The 18,038-nt window shown below is 70.5% G+C and carries 13 protein-coding genes, 1 tRNA gene, 3 pseudogenes and 1 riboswitch; of the genes and pseudogenes, 10 read left to right on the top strand and 7 right to left on the bottom strand.

Annotated features, from left to right (window positions below):
- Nucleotides 1–188: 188 nt before the first annotated feature.
- The 8 genes and pseudogenes from BJF85_RS30860 to BJF85_RS00720 all read left to right on the top strand — a co-directional run bounded on the left by BJF85_RS30860 (nucleotide 189) and on the right by BJF85_RS00720 (nucleotide 9,456).
- Nucleotides 189–1,562, top strand: coding sequence for a resuscitation-promoting factor (locus tag BJF85_RS30860; RefSeq protein WP_075845346.1), 1,374 nt, complete (start codon nucleotides 189–191; stop codon nucleotides 1,560–1,562).
- 80 nt (nucleotides 1,563–1,642) lie between these two features.
- Nucleotides 1,643–2,517, top strand: a pseudogene (rsmA, locus tag BJF85_RS00750) (16S rRNA (adenine(1518)-N(6)/adenine(1519)-N(6))-dimethyltransferase RsmA).
- A 65-nt stretch (nucleotides 2,518–2,582) separates the two neighbouring features.
- Nucleotides 2,583–2,671, top strand: a riboswitch (SAM riboswitch).
- 195 nt (nucleotides 2,672–2,866) lie between these two features.
- Nucleotides 2,867–3,890, top strand: a pseudogene (locus BJF85_RS00745) (methionine ABC transporter ATP-binding protein).
- A 167-nt stretch (nucleotides 3,891–4,057) separates the two neighbouring features.
- Nucleotides 4,058–4,327, top strand: a complete 270-nt coding sequence (locus BJF85_RS00740; RefSeq protein ID WP_075845306.1) for a type II toxin-antitoxin system Phd/YefM family antitoxin — start codon at nucleotides 4,058–4,060, stop codon at nucleotides 4,325–4,327.
- The gene (locus tag BJF85_RS00735) at nucleotides 4,315–4,737 is read left to right on the top strand and encodes a PIN domain-containing protein (RefSeq protein WP_255375290.1); all 423 of its coding nucleotides are present in this window, start codon (nucleotides 4,315–4,317) and stop codon (nucleotides 4,735–4,737) included. The genes BJF85_RS00740 and BJF85_RS00735 overlap by 13 nt, the downstream gene beginning before the upstream one ends.
- 75 nt (nucleotides 4,738–4,812) lie before the next feature.
- Complete coding sequence (locus BJF85_RS00730; RefSeq protein ID WP_075845344.1) at nucleotides 4,813–5,802, top strand: 4-(cytidine 5'-diphospho)-2-C-methyl-D-erythritol kinase; 990 nt, start codon at nucleotides 4,813–4,815, stop codon at nucleotides 5,800–5,802.
- Nucleotides 5,803–5,912: 110 nt separating this feature from the next.
- The gene (locus tag BJF85_RS00725; protein ID WP_075845305.1) at nucleotides 5,913–7,724 is read left to right on the top strand and encodes an ABC-F family ATP-binding cassette domain-containing protein; all 1,812 of its coding nucleotides are present in this window, start codon (nucleotides 5,913–5,915) and stop codon (nucleotides 7,722–7,724) included.
- 52 nt (nucleotides 7,725–7,776) lie between these two features.
- The gene (locus BJF85_RS00720; RefSeq protein WP_075845304.1) at nucleotides 7,777–9,456 is read left to right on the top strand and encodes a fatty acyl-AMP ligase; all 1,680 of its coding nucleotides are present in this window, start codon (nucleotides 7,777–7,779) and stop codon (nucleotides 9,454–9,456) included.
- A 36-nt stretch (nucleotides 9,457–9,492) separates the two neighbouring features.
- On the opposite strand, the gene BJF85_RS00715 is transcribed toward BJF85_RS00720, so the two are convergent.
- The 7 genes and pseudogenes from BJF85_RS00715 to BJF85_RS00685 form a co-directional block, all read right to left on the bottom strand.
- Nucleotides 9,493–9,855, bottom strand: a complete 363-nt coding sequence (locus tag BJF85_RS00715) for a DivIVA domain-containing protein (protein WP_075845343.1) — start codon at nucleotides 9,853–9,855, stop codon at nucleotides 9,493–9,495.
- A 197-nt stretch (nucleotides 9,856–10,052) separates the two neighbouring features.
- Nucleotides 10,053–10,646, bottom strand: a complete 594-nt coding sequence (gene pth, locus BJF85_RS00710) for an aminoacyl-tRNA hydrolase (RefSeq protein WP_075845303.1) — start codon at nucleotides 10,644–10,646, stop codon at nucleotides 10,053–10,055.
- Between the two features lie 32 nt (nucleotides 10,647–10,678).
- Complete coding sequence (locus tag BJF85_RS00705; RefSeq protein ID WP_075845302.1) at nucleotides 10,679–11,320, bottom strand: 50S ribosomal protein L25/general stress protein Ctc; 642 nt, start codon at nucleotides 11,318–11,320, stop codon at nucleotides 10,679–10,681.
- Between the two features lie 346 nt (nucleotides 11,321–11,666).
- Nucleotides 11,667–12,646 (bottom strand): annotated as a pseudogene (locus BJF85_RS00700) (ribose-phosphate diphosphokinase).
- Nucleotides 12,643–14,115, bottom strand: coding sequence for a bifunctional UDP-N-acetylglucosamine diphosphorylase/glucosamine-1-phosphate N-acetyltransferase GlmU (gene glmU / locus BJF85_RS00695; RefSeq protein ID WP_075845301.1), 1,473 nt, complete (start codon nucleotides 14,113–14,115; stop codon nucleotides 12,643–12,645). The pseudogene BJF85_RS00700 and the gene glmU overlap by 4 nt, the downstream one beginning before the upstream one ends.
- Before the next feature lie 47 nt (nucleotides 14,116–14,162).
- Nucleotides 14,163–15,875 (bottom strand): diguanylate cyclase, encoded by a 1,713-nt coding sequence (locus tag BJF85_RS00690; protein ID WP_083665818.1) that lies wholly within the window; start codon nucleotides 15,873–15,875, stop codon nucleotides 14,163–14,165.
- A gap of 130 nt (nucleotides 15,876–16,005) precedes the next feature.
- Nucleotides 16,006–16,077 (bottom strand) — tRNA-Gln (locus tag BJF85_RS00685).
- Between the two features lie 204 nt (nucleotides 16,078–16,281).
- Between BJF85_RS00685 and BJF85_RS00680 the strand changes: the two genes are divergently transcribed.
- Together BJF85_RS00680 and BJF85_RS00675 are read left to right on the top strand one after the other, a co-directional pair.
- A complete protein-coding gene (locus tag BJF85_RS00680; protein WP_075845299.1) occupies nucleotides 16,282–17,226 on the top strand; it encodes an acyl-CoA desaturase in 945 nt (314 codons plus the stop codon).
- Nucleotides 17,227–17,375: 149 nt separating this feature from the next.
- Entirely contained in the window at nucleotides 17,376–17,972 is a 597-nt protein-coding gene (locus BJF85_RS00675; protein WP_030531646.1) for a TetR/AcrR family transcriptional regulator, read from the top strand.
- The last annotated feature ends 66 nt before the right edge of the window (nucleotides 17,973–18,038 follow it).

The following is an 18,038-nucleotide window of genomic DNA, read 5'->3' as shown; positions in this document are numbered from 1 at the left end:
ATGCCCACAGTCACGTCGGTGTTCGTCGGGGACCACATGACTCGCGCGGAGCGATCCGCGCGGCGAATGTCAGGGGACGACGCTGACTGCGGGTGTCCTGGCCATGCGTGAAAGGGATAGACCCAGTGACTGGTAGCTACGGGCGCGCAGACGCGAGCTCGTCGTCGGCTCGTGCCGACTCGACGGCTCTGCTCGACCGACCGAGCGATCCAGAGTTCTCGTCCGACCCGCGGATCACGCGGGACGACATCCTCGCCGTGCTCGGCCCCGACGCCGACGCGATGATGGCCGAGGCCAATGTCGGAGTGGACGAACTCATTCGGCTGATGAACGCCGAGACCACGATGCTTCCGCCGATCGTCGACACCGCCCCGGCGCCCGGCGCCGTCGCGGCCGCCGACGCCGACGACCTCGACGCCGACGACGGCTTCGCCAGCGCGGTCCGGACGTGGAAGAAGCGCTTCCTCAAGGGTTCGGTCCTCGCCATGCTGATCACGCTCACCGGTGGTGGTGCGGCGGCGCTGGCGATGAACAAGAGCGTCACGCTCGACGTCGACGGCGAGCAGCAGACCATCCGCAGCTACGGCGAGACGGTCGGCGAGATCCTCGACGACGCCGACATCAACGTCGGCAAGCACGACGCGCTGTCCCCGTCGCCGCAGGCGAGCGTGGGCGACGGCGGCGTCATCAAGCTCGAGCGCGGCCGCCACCTGACCGTCACGGTCGACGGCGAGGAGCAGACCTCCTGGGTCCGCGCCACCACCGTCGGCGAGGCGCTCACCCAGCTCGACCTGGACCACCTGAAGAACCAGGGCGCCGAGTTCTCCGCGCCGCTCGACGGCGACGTGCCGCTCAAGGGCAAGAACCTCGAGATCAAGACGCTGAAGAACGTCACGGTCTACGACGGCGGCGACGAGCCGCGCGAGGTGCAGACCAACGCCGTGACCGCCGAGGAGCTCCTCGACGAGCTCGGCCTCGAGCTCGGTCCGCGGGACGAGGTCAAGAGCGGCCGCGACATGAAGCTGACGGACAACGCCGAGGTCTTCGTGGCCCGCACCGGCGTGTCCGTGGTGAACGAGAAGGAAGCCATCGAGCCCGAGGTCCGCGAGATCGAGGACCCGGAGCTCGAGCAGGGCAAGGAGATCGTCGAGGACGAGGGCAAGGCCGGCGAGAAGCTCGTCACCTACCGCGTCACCAAGGAGAACGGCGAGGAGATCTCCCGCAAGGAGGTCGACTCCAAGGTCCTCAAGGAAGCCGAGGACCGGGTCGTTCGCGTCGGCACCAAGGAGCCGCCGCAGCCGCAGATCGCCGACGGCGCCGTGTGGGACCAGCTCGCCGAGTGCGAGTCCGGTGGCGACTGGTCGATCAGCACCGGCAACGGGTACTACGGCGGTCTGCAGTTCGACAAGCAGACCTGGGACGCCTACGGCGGCAGCCAGTACGCGGCATACCCGCACGAGGCCAGCCGCGAGCAGCAGATCGCGACGGCCACGCAGGTCCGCGACGACCGCGGCGGTTACAGCGCCTGGCCCGCGTGCTCGTCGAAGCTCGGCCTGTCGTAACGGGCCGCACCGAACAACTCCGACGCCGCCCGGTACCCCTGCGCAGGGGTACCGGGCGGCGTTGTGCTGAACTCGTTGCCGTGACCGCCGACAACCCGCCCGCGCAGCCGGGCCTGCTCGGGCCCGCCGAGATCCGCGAACTCGCCGCCGAGCTCGACGTGCGTCCGACGAAGAAGCTCGGGCAGAACTTCGTGCACGACGCGAACACCGTGCGCCGGATCGTCGACCTGGCCGCCGTCGACGCGGGCGATGTCGTGCTCGAGGTCGGGCCCGGCCTCGGCTCGCTCACGCTGGGTCTGCTGGCCACGGGCTCCGAGGTGGTGGCGGTCGAGATCGACCCGGTGCTCGCCGCAGGTTGGCCGAGACCGCACGGTCGCACGCACCGGAGGCGGCGCCCCGGCTGACCGTCGTCGCGGGCGACGCGTTGCGCATCGGCCCGGCCGACGTCGGCGCGCCGGACGCGCTCGTGGCGAACCTGCCGTACAACGTGGCCGTGCCCGTCGTGCTGCACCTGCTGGCGGAGTTTCCGTCGCTGCGGCGGGTGCTGGTGATGGTGCAGACCGAGGTGGCCGAGCGGATGGCCGCGGGACCCGGCAGCCGCGTCTACGGGGTGCCGAGCGTCAAGCTCGCCTGGTACGGCAGGGCGAAGAAGGTGGCCGCGGTGCCGCGCGCGGTGTTCTGGCCGGTGCCGAACGTCGATTCGTCGCTCGTCGCGTTCGACCGGGGAGCCGACCGGCCCGGCGTGGATCGCGACGCGGTGTTCGCCGCGATCGACGCGGCGTTCGCCCAGCGGCGCAAGACGTTGCGGTCGGCGCTCGCGTCGTGGGCCGGGTCGGCCGAGCGGGCAGGGGAGATCCTGACCGCCGCCGGCATCGATCCGCGGACGCGGGGGGAGCAGCTCGACATCGACGCGTTCATCGCCATCGCCGAGGCCGGTGCTGCGCCGGCCGCGTGACGCCGGATGTGATCTACGCCCGGCGGCTTGCCATTACGGGCACGTTTCATGTCTACTATGTGGGAGTTCCATCCCGAGCGACCGAGAGACCTGGCTCGTCGACGTCGCAGCAACCCTCCCTCGAGGACGGTGCTAACGCCAGGACCGATGGAGGAACTCCGATGTACGTCTCCGAGCTGCTCACACAGCGCCGGGTAGTCGATCAGGGCCGCCGCACGGTCAGTGCGTGTCGACGCTGCGTCATGGCCTGACGGCCGACCAGCCTGACCGACCCGCCACCCGTTTTCCCTCCTGGCACGCCGCTGTCCGCGGTGCGTGCCGGTGAGCCCTGAGCTGCCTTGGAGCTGTCTTGATCACCGTCGAGAACGTCAGCAAGTCGTTCCCCTCCACCACCTCCGACAACGCCCCTTCCGCCGCCTCGGTTTCCGCCCTGCGCGAGGTCAACCTGGACGTCGACGCAGGCTCGCTGTTCGGCGTCGTCGGCGGGTCCGGTTCGGGCAAGTCCACCCTGGCCCGCTGCGTGGCGCTGCGCGAGCGGCCCGACCGCGGCGCCGTGCGCTACGACGGCCTCAACACCACGACGCTGGACGGCCGCAAGCTGCGCGAGGCGCAGAGTCAGGTCGCCGTCGTCGACGCGCGGCTGCGGCCCGAGCGGACCGTCGCCGGCAACATCGCCGCCCCGCTGGAGCGGGTCGGTGTCGACGGGGCCCGGCGTCGCCAGCGCGTCAGTACCCTGCTCGACGTCATCGGCCTCACCCGCGCGGCCGCGCAGGTGCCCGCCGACCTGACGCCCGGGCAGCAGCGGCGCGTGGCCATCGCCCGTGCGCTGGCGGGCGGCCCGGCCGTGCTGCTGGCCGACGATCCGACCTCCGGGGTCGACGTCGAGGAGTCCGGTTCGGTGTTGTCGGTGCTGGACCGCGCGCGGTCCGAGCTCGGCGCGACCGTGCTGTTGACGACGCCGGACACGTCGGTGGCTCGCCGCGTGTGCGACGACGTCGCGCTGCTCGACCGCGGGTCGGTCGTCGAGAGCGGCAACCTGCTCGGCCTTGCCGGCAAGCGGGGCAGCCGGATCGCCGACGAGCTGCTGCCCGCCGTCGAGCCGGCCGCGGGTGGCGCCGCGGGCTTCGACGTGGTGGTCGACGTCGTGCTGGTGGGGTTCGCGTCGGTCGGCGCGCTGCTGCCGGAGCTCGAGCCGCTTCGACGTCGAGATCGGCACCATCGGCGGCGGTCTGACGCGGTTCGGTGACACGCCCGTGGCCCGGTTCCGCATCGGCGTCCGTGGTCAGCGTGCCGACGCGGCGCTGGCGTGGATCGCCGAACGCGGCGCCCACGTCACCCACACCCTCTACGGCCTCCGCGGCGTCGCGGCCTGACCCCCGGCGACGCCGTGGGACGCCCACGGCGTCGCCGTGTCAGCACCCCACGTCGCCGTGTCGGCATCCTGCGACGCCGTGTTGCGGGTTCGTGTGCGCTCGTACGACGTATGCCATGGGATAGCGTTCTCGTAGCGCTAGTAGTTCCCTATTGCTATCATTGCGCTATGAGTACGGAGATTCGGCAGTCGGAGCTGCGCAACGACAATGCGGCGATCATGCGTCGGGTGGCTGAGGGCGAAGCTTTCACCGTCACCGTCAACGGGCGGCCCGTTGCCGACGTCGTGCCGCATCAGCGGGACACGAAGCGTCGCTTCATCCCGGTCGACGAGATCGCGCAACTCCTCGGACGCGAGGATCTCGATCGTGCGGCGTGGATCGCCGACGTCGAGTCGGCGCCGTTCGCCGACGAGGTCGAGGATCCGTGGGCGCGGTGATGCGTCGGGGGCTGCTCGACACGTCCGTCGTTATCGATTATCCGGCGGAGCAGGTTGCCGCGGTGGTCGACGAGGCCGCCGTGGCAGCGATCTCGTTGGCCGAGCTCGAATACGGCGTGACCGCTCCCAAGGACGCGGTTGTGCAGGTGCGGCGGCGACGTGAACTGCACGCCGTCACCGCTGCGTTCGATGTGCTGCCGTTCGATGCCGACTGCGCCGAGTACTACGGGGCGTTGGCGGCCGCGGTGCGCGCTGCCGGCAGGGACCCCCGTCCACGGCGTCTCGATCTGCAGATCGCTGCGACGGCTGTGCGCTACGGGCTTGTCCTGTTGACTCGGAATGCCGCTGATTTCAAGGGCCTCGAGGAGTCCTTGGAGGTCGCGGATCTCGGCGCAGCGCCGCGGCTCTGAACGGGTTGGCGGTTCGCGTCGCCGTGTTGCCGCGTGCCTGACGGCGTCGGCGGGGTCCGCAAGTACCCTGGGTACGTGCTTGCCGTCGTACCGACTCCCGTGACCGTCACGGTGCCGTCAAAGATCAACGTGCACCTGTCGGTGGGTCCTGCGCGCGACGACGGGTACCACGAGCTGACGACGATCTTCCAGGCGTTGTCGCTGACCGACACCGTGACGGTCTCGGCCGCCGAGACGCCGTCCATGCACGTCACGGGCGAGGGCGTGAAGATCGTGCCGCGCGACGAGCGCAACCTCGCGTGGAAGGCGGTCGACGTGCTGGCCGAGCACACCGGCCGGTCGGCCGAGGAACTCGGCAACGTCAGCATCACGCTCGACAAGGGCATCCCCGTCGCGGGCGGCATGGCGGGCGGCAGTGCCGACGCGGCCGGTGCCCTCGTCGCACTGGCGAACCTGTGGAAGCTCGACCTCTCCCGCGAGGAACTGACCGGGCTCGCCTCCAAGCTCGGCAGCGACGTGCCGTTCGCGTTGCACGGCGGGACGGCGCTCGGCACCGGACGCGGTGAGGAACTCGTCCCCGTGCTCTCGCGGCACACGTTCCACTGGGTGTTGGCGTTCGCGCAGCGAGGCCTGTCGACCCCGCGGGTCTACCGCGAGCTCGACCGCCTGCGTGAGACCGGCGATCCGCCGCCCGTGGGCGACCACGCACCGTTGGTCGAGGCGATGGCGTCGGGCGACGTGCACCGGCTCGCGGAACTGCTCGGCAACGACCTGCAGGCCGCCGCTGTGTCGTTGCGCCCCAACCTCCGCCGCACGTTGCGCGCCGGTGTCGAGGCGGGCGCGCTCGCCGGGATCGTCTCCGGCTCGGGGCCGACCTGCGCGTTCCTGTGTGCCGACGGCGACGCCGCGGTACAGGTGTCGGCGCGCCTGTCGGGAGCGGGCGTGTGCCGGACGGTGCGGGTCGCCAGCGGACCGGTCCCGGGCGCGCGGCTCGTCGAGGACGGCGACGGTGGCGGGGACGACGACGTCCCGTGGCCGCCCACCCCGCCGCAGGCACATGCATGACCCCTGCCGTGCGGCGGCACACCGGCAGGATCCGGGACAACAGGCGACCTGAGTCCACAACAGACATTCTGCAACACGCATTCCACTTCGTGGAAAGGTTTTTCTGACGTATGGCCAACCTGGTCAATCTCGAATCGGTGAGCAAGTCCTACGGTGTCCGGCCCCTCCTGGACGAGGTGTCCCTGGGGGTCGGCGAGGGGCAGCGCATCGGGGTCGTCGGGCTCAACGGCGGCGGCAAGACGACGCTGCTCGAGGTGCTCGCGGGCGTCACCGCACCCGACTCCGGGCGCGTGAGCCGGGTGCGCGACCTGCGCCTGGGCGTCGTCACCCAGCGCACGGACCTGCCGGAGGGCAGCACCGTCGGCGACGTCGTGCTGGCCGGGTTCGGTGCCGAGCACGAATGGGCCTCCGATGCCCGCGTGCGTTCCATTGTGGACGGTCTCGGGATCGCCGCGATCGGCCTCGACACCGATACCGCCAACCTCTCCGGTGGGGAACGCCGCCGGGTCGCGCTCGCCGCGACGCTCGTCGGCGAGATCGACCTGCTGGTGCTCGACGAACCGACCAACCACCTCGACGTCGAGGGCGTGCGCTGGCTGGCCGATCACCTGTTGGCCCGCAAGTCGTCGCTCGTGGTCGTCACGCACGACCGGTGGTTCCTCGACACGGTGTGCTCGCGCACGTGGGAGGTCACCGGCGGCCGTGTCGAGCAGTACGAGGGCGGGTACGCGGACTGGGTGTTCGCCCGCGCCGAACGCGCGCGGCTGGCGCAGGCAGCGGAGGAGAAACGGCAGAACCTCGCGCGCAAGGAGCTCGCGTGGCTGCAGCGCGGCGCGAAGGCACGCACCTCCAAGCCGCGCTTCCGGGTCGAGGCCGCAGAGGCGCTCATCGCCGACGTCCCGCCGCCGCGCGACACGGTCGAGCTGATGAGCTTCGCCCGGCGCCGGCTCGGTAAGACGGTGCTGGAACTCGAGGACGCCTCGCTCAGCGCGGGCGATCGGGTCCTGCTCGACCGCGTGACGTGGCGCATCGGCCCCGGCGACCGGATCGGCCTCGTCGGCGTCAACGGCTCGGGCAAGACGACGCTGCTGAAGCTGCTCGCGGGGGAGAGCGAACCGGAGACGGGCCGGCGCATCGAGGGCAAGACCGTCCACCTGGCCCACCTCAAGCAGGAACTCGACGATTTGCCCGCGGACCTGCGCGTCCTGCAGGCGGTCGAGGCCGTGGCGGCGCGTGTGCAGCTCGGCAAGCACGAACTGTCGGCCTCGCAGCTCGCCGAGAAGCTGGGCTTCCCGCCGAAGCGCCAGTGGACGCCGGTCGGCGATCTGTCCGGCGGCGAGCGTCGCCGGCTGCAGCTGGTGCGGCTGCTGATGGCCGAGCCGAACGTGCTGCTGCTCGACGAGCCGACCAACGACCTGGACATCGACACGCTGCAGCAGCTCGAGGACCTGCTCGACGGCTGGCCCGGAACCCTCGTGGTGGTCTCGCACGACCGGTACCTGACCGAGCGCGTGTGCGACAGCGTCGTCGCGTTGTTCGGCGACGGCCGCATCACCGACCTGCCCGGCGGGATCGACGAGTACCTGCGGCGCAGGCAGAACATCGCGTCCGCGCGGCCCACCGCGGGCACCGTGTCGGAGCAGGCGGCGGAGCAGTCGGCCGATGCGTCGGCAGCCGGGTCGCAGGGCGGGGCGAAGGCCCTGTCGAACGCCGAATGGCGGGCGATCACGAAGGAGCTGGGCAAGCTCGAACGCAAACTCGACACCCTCGCCGAGAAGGAGTCGACCCTGCACGCGGCGCTGGCCGACGCGGCGACCGAACCGGACCGGCTGATGGAGCTGAACAACGAGCTCAAGCAGCTGCAGGCGGAAAAGGACGAACTCGAACAACAGTGGCTCGAGGCGTCCGAAGCCGTCGAGTGAACCGGTCCGGCCGCCTCCCCGCGGCGTGTGACTCGCGGTTACAGTCACTGCCATGAGCCGGTTCGTCGACACGATGATCGCCAGCGCCGAGGCTGGCGGGCAGCAGCGAGGCATGGTCACGGGTGAGCCCTCGGAGCCCGTGCGCAGGACGTGGACCGAGGTGCACGAGCGCGCCCGGCGCCTCGCCGGGGGATTGACCGCGGGCGGTTTCGAGTCCGGTGGGGCGGTCGCCGTGCTGGCCGCCGCACCGGAGCTGATCGCGCCGACCGTGCAGGGCGTGTGGTTGTCGGGCGGCAGCGTGACGATGCTGCACCAGCCGACCCCGCGGACCGACCTCGCCCGCTGGGCCGAGGACACGCTGCAGGTGCTCCGGATGATCGGATCCGACCTGGTGCTGCTGGGCGAACCGTTCGGCCAGCTGGCGCCCGTGCTCGAGCAGAACGGCATCTCGTACCGGACGATCGAGGACCTGCTCGAGTCCGACCCGATCGCCGAGCCCGTCGCCGTCGACGAGGACGCGATGGCGTTGCTGCAGCTCACGAGCGGTTCCACGGCCGAGCCGAAGGCCGTGCGCATCACGCACGGCAACCTGTACGACAACATCAGCGCGATGGCGCGGCGCTCGAACCTCGACCCCGACAGCGACGTGATGGTGTCGTGGCTGCCGACCTTCCACGACATGGGCATGGTCGGCTTCCTGACCGTGCCCATGACGTTCGGCGTCGAGCTGGTCAAGGTGACGCCCGTCGAGTTCCTGACCTCGCCGTTGCTGTGGCCGGACCTGATCACCCGTTACCGCGGCACGATCACCGCGGCGCCGAACTTCGCCTACGCCATCGTGGGCCGCCGGCTCGCACGTGTGGACGACGATGCCGCGTACGACCTGTCGCGGATGCGGATCGCGCTCAACGGTGCCGAGCCGATCGACGAGACCGCGGTGCGGACCTTCACCGAGGCGGGCGCCCGGTTCGGGATGCCGGCCGAATGCGTCTTCCCCGCGTACGGGCTCGCCGAGGCGACGCTCGCCGTGTCGTTCGCGCCGCTGCTGTCCGGCCTGACCGTCGACGTCGTCGAGGCCGAACCCCTCGAGGCGCAGAACCGCGCGGTGCCCGTGCCCGAGGGCGACGAGCGGCGCGGCACCGAGCAGGTCCGCGGCTTCGCGGTCCTGGGCAGGCCGCTCGACGGTATCGAGGCGCAGATCGTCGGTGAGGACGGCGCGGTGCGGGGCGAGCGCGAGGTCGGCGAGATCCGCCTGCGCGGCGCCGCCATCACGCCCGGCTATCTGACCGTCGACGGCCCTGTCGACACCCAGGACGCCGACGGTTGGTTCGCCACCGGCGACATCGGCTACCTGGCCGACGGGCAGATCGTGATCTGTGGGCGCAGCAAGGACGTCATCATCCTGGGCGGGCGCAACGTCTACCCGACGGACGTCGAACGGGCCGCGGGCGGCGTCGAGGGCGTGCGGGCCGGCAACGCCGTGGCCGTGCGCATCGACGCGGGCACGCGACGGGAACGGTTCGCCGTCGTGCTCGAATCGAAGTCGGCGGGCGACGAGGCCGAGGAGGCCCGCATCGTCAAGGAGGTCACGGCACGCGTGCGCGACGCCGTGGACGCGCGGCCCTACGCCGTCGTCGTCCTGCCGACGGGCAGCCTGCCGAAGACGCCGTCGGGCAAGGTGCAGCGCGCCGCGACCGCCGAGCAGTACCGCGACCGGATGGACGCGCAGTAGCCCCGGCGGCAGCACCGCCGGGGCTCCGGTCTCCGGTCAGAGGTCCGCGCGCTGGGGGACGGACTCGCCCACGGGCGCCGCGTCGGTGACGGTGGGCGAGTCGTCGCGGGCAGCCGGCACCTGGTGAGCACCGCGGGTGACGCCCGTCCGGTTCAGGAGCGTGTCCTCGACGCGGTCGAGGAACTCGTCGACGGTCTTCTCGTCGTAACCGCGTTTGCCGATCGGCGGCCGTCCGAACTGGACGTGGTGCACCTCGGCCGCCGTCAGGTCGTCCTCGTCGGACAGTGTGCGGACAACTCGGTCGAGCAGCGTGTCGACCTCCTGCTTGGCGTAGCCGCGCCTGCCGAAGCCGGAATCCGGGAAGTCGGTGTTCCGTACCTCGTCTGCCGTGAGCGCCATGATCCGCACCTCCACGTCGGGGTCCCTCGCGGCTATCCGTGATAGCCGGGGGCACCGACAATGGGGAAGCTTCACGCCGATATACGACTCGATCAGGCGTATCGATCCGACCCCGTCGGGGGAGTGTCACCCCGTGGTGTGACGCTCCGTGTGCGCAGGGCCGTAGTAAGGAACGTCCGGCCGGAGGTCGGCGGCGATCAGGAGACGTGGAAGGTGTTCTGCGCGGCGGTGAGGCCGCCGGCGAGCAGCTCCTCGACGGCGTCGGCGCAGCGGTCGACGTTGAGCGGCAGCTCGCGGCGTTCGACCGTGGCGAAGTCCTTGAGTACGAAATCCGCGGCGTCCATGCGTCCCGGCGGCCGGCCGACGCCGAACCGCACGCGGTAGTAATCCTTGGTGCCGAACGACTTCGTGATGGACCGCAGTCCATTGTGGCCGTTGTCGCCGCCGCCGAGCTTGAGCCGCAGCGATCCGTACGGCACGTCCAGCTCGTCGTGCACGACGACCAGACCGGCGGCGTCGATCTTGTAGAACCGGGCCGCGGCCAGCAGCGGGCCGCCGGAGAGGTTCATGAACGACCGGGGCTTGGCCAGTACCACCTTGCGGCCGCCGAGTCGTCCCTCGAGGATCTCGGCGCCGCTCTTGTGGGCCTTGAACTTCCCGCCCACGCGGGCGGCCAGTTCGTCGAGGACGAGGAAGCCCGCGTTGTGGCGGTTGCCCGCGTACTTGGGCCCTGGATTGCCGAGGCCGGCGAGCAGCACCTGCTCGCCGGCCCCGGGAAGATCTTCTGCCATGTCGGGGTGTGTTCAGCTGACCCTGGGGTGGATCAGCTGTTCTCGCCCTCGGCGGAGTCGGACTCCTCCTCGACCACACCGGCGCCCTCGGCGTCGACGTCGGCCTCCATGGCCTCCTCGGTCGGCGCCTCGTTCACGGCGACGATCAGGGTCTCGGCTTCGGAGACCAGCTCGGCGCCGCGGGGCAGCGTGACCTCCGAGGCGACGACCGTGTGACCGGCCTCGGTGCCCTCGATGTCGACCTCGAACTGCTCCGGGATGTGGGTCGCCTCGACCTCGATCTGGATGGTGTCGACGTCCTGGTTGACCAGGGTGCCCGGGCGGGCGGTGCCGGTGAGCACGATCGGGACGTCGACGGTGACCTTCTCGCCGCGCCGCACGACCAGCAGGTCGACGTGCTCGATGTAGTTCTTCAGCGGGTGGACCGTGATGGTCTTCGTCAGCGCCAGGTCGGTCGACTTCTTGGTCGCACCGGCGACGTCGAGCGTGATGACGGCGTTCTGGCCGTTCTCACGGACGACGCGGGCGAAGTCGACGGCCGGCAGCGCGAGGTGCTTGGGATCCTCGCCGTGGCCGTACAGCACCGCGGGGATCTTGCCGGCGCGGCGGGTGCGGCGGGCCGCTCCCTTGCCGAACTCGGTACGGGGTTCGACGGACAGGCGTACCTCGGACACGGTGATGCACTCCTCGCGGTGGGGCCCTGGTGGAATGGGGCGGTTCTTCTGGTCGAGCGTTGCTGGCGGGCCAGCTCCTGGTCTCTTGTGGCTGTCCGGCGGCGAGTACCACGACGTGCGCACACGGGGGCCTTCTCAAGCCGCCGCGTCGATCACGTCGGTGACCGGAGAGTCCCTCCGGTCCCGCCTCGCCGAGACAACTCGCCCAGTGTAATGCAGCGTCTCGTGGCGCTCTTGACCCCCTGCCGGTTCTGTGCAAGACGCGGGGTTCGGACCGGGCACCGACAGCGAACGGGGCCGGCGCGGACCGATGTCCACGCCGGCCCCGTTCGAGGGGTGTCGAGGCTCAGGCGCTGCCGTCGAACAGGCTCGTCACCGAGCCGTCCTCGAAGACCTCCTGGATGCGCGCGCGAGCAGCGGCGCGATCGACAGGACGGTCATCGTCGGGAAGCGCTTCTCCTCCGGGATCGGCAGCGTGTTGGTGACGATCACCTCGCGCGCCTTGGAGTTGGACAGCCGCTCGGTCGCCGGGTCGGACAGGATGCCGTGCGTCGTGGCGATGACGACGTCGGAGGCGCCCTGCTCGAGCAGCGCGTCCACGGCCTTCGTGATGGTGCCGCCCGTGTCGATCATGTCGTCGATCAGCACGCACAGCCGGCCCTCGACGTGGCCGACGACCCGGTTGGCGACCGCCTGGTTCGGCTGGTCGGGGTCGCGCGTCTTGTGGATGAACGCGATCGGCCGGTCGCCGAGCTGCTGCGCCCACTTCTCCGCGAGGCGGACGCGGCCCGAATCGGGGGACACGACCGTGATGTCGTGCTGGCTGTAGTGCTCGTTGATGTAGTCGGCGAGCACGTTCTGGCCGTGCAGGTGGTCGACGGGGCCGTCGAAGAAGCCCTGGATCTGCGCCGTGTGGAGGTCGACCGTGAGGATGCGGTCGGCGCCCGCCGACTTGTACAGGTCCGCGACCAGGCGCGCGGAGATCGGCTCACGGCCCTTGTGCTTCTTGTCCTGTCGCGAGTACGGGTAGAACGGCACGATCGCGGTGATCCGCTTCGCGCTGCCCCGCTTCAGCGCGTCGATCATGATCAGCTGTTCCATCAGCCATTCGTTGATCGGCGGCGAGAAGCTCTGGATGACGAACGCGTCGGTTCCCCGAACGGACTCCTGATAGCGGACGTAGATCTCACCGTTCGCGAACGTGTGCACCGTCTGCGGGGTGATCGTCACGTCGAGCGCCTTGGCGACCTCTTCGGCGAGCTCGACGTGTGAACGCCCCGAGAAGAGCATCAGGTTCTTCTGGGGTGTTCCGGACTTCGGACTCATTGTTGCGACTCCCCGTCGGTGTCGGTTTCCTCCTGGTCGGCGAGGGCCTGTTCGGCGGCCTTCGCCGCTGGGGTACCCGGCCTACGGCGCGGAACCCAGCCTTCGATGTTGCGCTGCGGCGTCCCCGACACCGCGAGCGCCCCTGGCGGCACGTCCTCCCTGATCACCGTGCCTGCGCCACTGTAGGCGCCGTCCCCCACGTGCACCGGCGCCACGAACATCGTGTCCGAACCGGTGCGGACATGCGAACCGATCGTGGTGTGGTGCTTGGCCGTGCCGTCGTAGTTGACGAACACGCTCGAGGCGCCGATGTTGCTCTGCTCGCCGATCGTCGCGTCGCCGACGTAGGTCAGGTGCGGCACCTTCGTGCCGCGGCCGATGTCGGCCTTCTTGGTCTCGACGAAGGTGCCGATCTTGCCCGCGTCGCCGAGTCGCGTGCCCGGACGCAGGTAGGCGAACGGGCCCACGGCGGCGTCGTCGCCGACGACCGACTCGCTGCCGTGGGTGCGCACCACACTGGCGCGTTCGCCCACGCGTACGTCCGTCAGCGTGGAGTCCGGGCCGATCCGCGCGCCGGCGCCGACGACCGTCGCACCCCGCAGCTGCACGCCCGGTTCGACGACGACGTCGCGGGCGAGCGTGACGTCGAGGTCGATCCACGTCGTGGCCGGGTCGACCACCGTGACGCCCTCGCGCTGCCAGCGGGTCACGATGCGGCGGTTGAGCTCGACCCCCAGCGTCGAGAGCTGCACCCGGTCGTTGATGCCCTCGGTCTGCCACGGGTCCGACACCGGCAGGGCCCCGACGGCGCGTCCGTCGCCGCGGGCGATGCCGAGGATGTCGGTCAGGTACAGCTCGCCCTGCACGTTGTCGGTCGACAGGCGCGAGAGCCCGTCCGTGAGCACGGCGGCGTCGAAGGCGTAGACCCCGGAGTTGATCTCGGTGATGTTGCGCTGGGCCTCGTCGGCGTCCTTGTGCTCGACGATGCCGGTGACGGCGCCGTCGGCGTCGCGCACGATGCGGCCGTAGCCGGACGGGTCGTCGACGACGGCGGTCAGCACCGTGACGGCGTGCCCGGCGCGTTCGTGCGCGGCGAGGAACTCGGCCAGCGTGGCGCTGTCGAGCAGCGGCACGTCGCCGTAGGTGACCAGCACCGTTCCGGTGTCGCCCGCGGGCAGCGCGTCGAGGGCGCAGCGCACCGCGTGTCCGGTACCGCGCTGCTCCTCCTGCACGGCCGTCTTCACGGTCCGGCCGATCACCTCGGCCACCCGGTCCAGGTGTGTGCCGACGGCCTGTCTGCCGTGCCCGACGACCACGACGAGCTCGTCCGGGTCCAACCCCGCCGCCGCGCGGACCGCGTGCTCGACGAGCGGCCGTCCGGCAAGGGGGTGCAACACCTTGGGAAGGTCCGAACGCATACGGGTGCCCTCGCCCGCGGCGAGGATCACGGTGCTCAACGGCCCGGTCACGGCACTCCTTGGATTCACCGGGGATTAATCTCGACCGGTCAACGATCCTACGTCGGTTCGTCGACGGCGGACGTGGGGTCGTCCTGCGGTGCGGTTTGTCCCTCGTCGCCGATTTGGGTGGCGGTGGCGATTCGGTTCCCGCCTTGGCGTTTGGCCTGGTACATCGAGGCGTCGGCGCGCGAGAGGACCTCCTCGGCGCGTTCGCCGGTCCGGAGCGCGACGAGCCCGACCGACAGGGTGACCCCGTGTGACAGATGTCGCGGCAGTTCGTCGACGGCCGTTACCGCACGGTTCATCGCTTGCGTCGCGGCCGCCAGCGGAGCGCCCGGCAGCAGGGCGACGAACTCGTCGCCGCCGTAGCGGGCGACGATGTCGTCGCCGCGCAGGGAGTCGCGCAGCGTGCTGGCGACGATCCGCAGGACGTCGTCGCCGTCGGCGTGCGAGCGCAGGTCGTTGACGCCCTTGAACCCGTCGAGGTCGATGAGGGCCACGGCGAGGGGTTCGCTCACCGACGAGGAGGCATAGCCGCGCAGGCGTTCGTCCAGCGCGCGGCGGTTCGGCAGTCCGGTCAGCGGGTCCTGCATGGCCTGCTGGGTGATCGCGCCGTGCATGGCCGACAGCCGTTCGTGCTCCCGGCGGGTGTCGAGCGCGGCGCTCTGCGATTCGCGCATCGACCACAGCTCGGCCTCGAGCGCGCCCGCGTAGTCGGCGAGCTGGGCGCGGGGGTCGCCGAGGTCGTAGCGGTCGGCGAAGCGGGTCAGCTCGTGGATGACGCCGATGCGGATCGACGGCTGGTAATGCTCGTCCGGCAGGTCGTCGCGGTCGCCCAGGAGGAGTTCGAAGGCCTCCTCGTGGTTGCCGATCGATTCGAGGCAGCGGGCCAACGCGATCGACAGCAGCGGCTTGTCGAACGGGAACAACGGGGTCGTGCGCAGTCGGCGGAGCCGGTCGATGTGCGCCTCGCTGGGCGCGGCGAACGCGAGCGCCGCGGCGAGGGAGGCGACCTGGTCCACGGCCGCGACCCCGGCCTTGCGGGGGAACAGCGATTCGGCGAACGGGGCCTCGACCGCGATGGCCATCGAGGCCGCGGTGCGGAACTTCTCGCCCGCCTCCTCGCTGCGCCCGATCCGCTCGAGCCGCAGCCCCCAGCCGAGCAGCATCTTCACGCGGTTCATGAGCTGCATCGTGATCTCGTGCGGCCCGGCGCTGTCCCGCACGGCCTGGTGGGCGCGCGTGATCACCTCCTCGGCGGCCTCGTAGACGCCGAGCTGGTTGAGCACGATCCAGCAGTCGTTGAGCGCGGTGGACAGCAGCCGGTCCCACGCGCGCCTGCCCAGCCCGAGCTCCTGCGACGGCGGGTCGTCGAGCAGGGCGAGAGCGCGGGCGATCTCCGTCAGCGCGGCGTCGTCGTGACCGGACAGCACCAGCCTGCGGCCGCGCAGCGCGTGGCAGTCGGCCTGCAGCAGGGTCGCGCCGTGGCGGCGGGTGTGGGCGAGCATCTCGTCGAGCTGCTGCTCGGCCTCCTCGGCCCTGCTGACGGAGATGATCCGGGCCAGCGCGGCGGCCCGCAGCATCTGGGCGACGAGCAGCGGCTCACCGCGGCGCTGGGTCTCGTCGAGCAGGCCGTCGAGCGTCTCGATGATCTCGATCTGTTCGGACTTCGAGCACCGCTGGACGTTCGCGATCAGCTCCCGAGCGCGGCCGAGCAGCCAGGCGTCGGACTTGTCGCCGAGTGCCGGGCCGGATGCGCCCTGGTCCATCTGCTCCATTGCCTCTGTCTGGCCTACCTTCCGGCCGGCCGTCGACCGGCCTGCCGTTGCCTTCCCGGCGTGGAGCTCATCGCCGTGCAGCGGACACACACCCCCTGGGCTGCTCGAATGCCGCGAGCTGCTCCGCCGCCAGGGCTCGAACCTGGACTGTCAGAACCAAAATCTGAAGTGCTGCCAATTACACTACGGCGGATTGCGCCTGGTCAGGATATCCAGTGCACCTTGCAGATCGCGGGCAGGTCCGGCGCACGACGTTTTCCTCACTCCCCAGACCGGGAAACCGTGCTGTACCGTAACTTACGGTATCGTAGGTAAGGTCACCCTTCGAACGCTCGCCCGGTCGGCATCGCCGGCGCCGCGGGCGAGGCGAGGGTCCTCGTGGAAAGAAGAGACGTGCATGACGGCAACCCTGGATGCGGACGAGACGCCCAGATCCGGTCGTAAACCCGTCCTCGACGGACAACGCACCGCCGGCCTCCAGTTCGCGGTCTACCTCGGTGTCCTGGCCCCGCTGGCCGCACTGGTGGCCGCCGTCCCCTTCGCATGGGGATGGGGCCTGTCCTGGGTCGACGTGGGCCTGTTCGTGGCGTTCTACGCCTTCTCCGGACTCGGCATCACCGTCGGCTTCCACCGCTACTTCACGCACGGCTCGTTCAAGGCCAAGCCGTGGCTGCGTGTGCTGCTGGCCATCGCGGGCAGCTCCGCGGTTCAGGGCCCGGTGATCACCTGGGTCGCCGACCACCGCAGGCACCACGCGTTCTCGGACCGTGAGGGCGACCCGCACTCGCCGTGGCTGTTCGGCACGACGCCGCTGGCCGTGGCCAAGGGCTTCTGGCACGCGCACATGGGCTGGCTGTTCGAGCGGGACAACAGCAACCACGAACGCTTCGCCCCCGACCTGCTCAACGACAAGGCGATCCGCAGGGTCGACCGGCTGTTCGGGCTGTGGACGCTGCTGAGCTTCGTGCTCCCCGGCATCATCGGCGGTCTGGTGACCTGGTCGTGGTGGGGCTTCGTGACCGGTTGCTTCTGGGCCGGCCTGGTGCGCGTGTGCGTGCTGCACCACGTGACGTGGTCGGTCAACTCGATCTGTCACATGCTCGGCGAGCGGCCGTTCACCGCGCGCGACCGTTCGGCCAACTTCTGGCCGCTGGCCATCGCCTCGTTCGGCGAGTCGTGGCACAACCTGCACCACGCCGACCCGACGTCCGCCCGGCACGGCGTCAAGCGGGGGCAGATCGACATCTCGGCCCGCGTGATCTGGGCGTTCGAGAAGCTCGGTTGGGCCCACAAGGTGCGCTGGCCCACAGCCAAGCGACTGGAGAAGCTCTCGGCCGCGTGAGCGCGTCGGGTTGCCTGTACGGTTCGGTAAATGGCAGGTCGAAGGCGCGCCAAGCGGGAAGCGGCGGCTGCGGCGAACGCTCAGGGTGACGCAGCCGGCGCCCCGGGGTCGGCGGAGCTCCGGGGGCTTCCGGGATGGCGCGAGTGAGGATGACGGGTACCGAGCGCCGGCAGCAGCTGCTGAACGTGGCTCGCACGCTCTTCGCGGAGAAGGGGTACGACGGCACGTCCGTCGAGGAGATCGCCCGCCGCGCGAACGTGTCGAAACCGGTCGTGTACGAGCATTTCGGCGGTAAGGAAGGCGTCTACGCGGTCGTCGTCGACCGGGAGGCGCAGACGATCCTCGACCGCATGGTCTCCAGCCTCCACGGCGGACATCCGCGGGTGATGCTCGAGCAGGCCGCGATCGCGTTGCTGAGCTATGTCGACGAGTCGCACGAGGGTTTCCGGATCCTCGTGCGCGACTCGCCGGTGGCCAGTTCGACGGGAACGTTCTCCACGCTGCTCAATGACATCGCCAGCCAGGTCGAACACATCTTCGGCGAGGAGTTCTCGGCGCGCGGCTACGACGGCAAGCTGGCCCCGCTGTACGCGCAGGCGCTGGTCGGCATGGTCGCGTTGACCGGACAGTGGTGGCTCGACGCGCACAAGCCCAAGCGCGACGAGGTCGCCGCGCATCTGGTGAACCTCGCGTGGAACGGCCTGTCGCACCTGGAGCACAAGCCGAAGTTGCGCGTCGCCGAGTGAGACCGGCCGGCCACGACGTAGGCTGGACGCACAACCCACAAGCTCGAGCACCCACCGGACCTGTGC

Source organism: Saccharomonospora sp. CUA-673, from assembly GCF_001942305.1.
Classification (GTDB): Bacteria; Actinomycetota; Actinomycetes; order Mycobacteriales; family Pseudonocardiaceae; genus Prauserella.
Note: the sequence above shows the minus strand (reverse complement) of the source record. Positions and strands in the feature narration are given on the sequence as shown.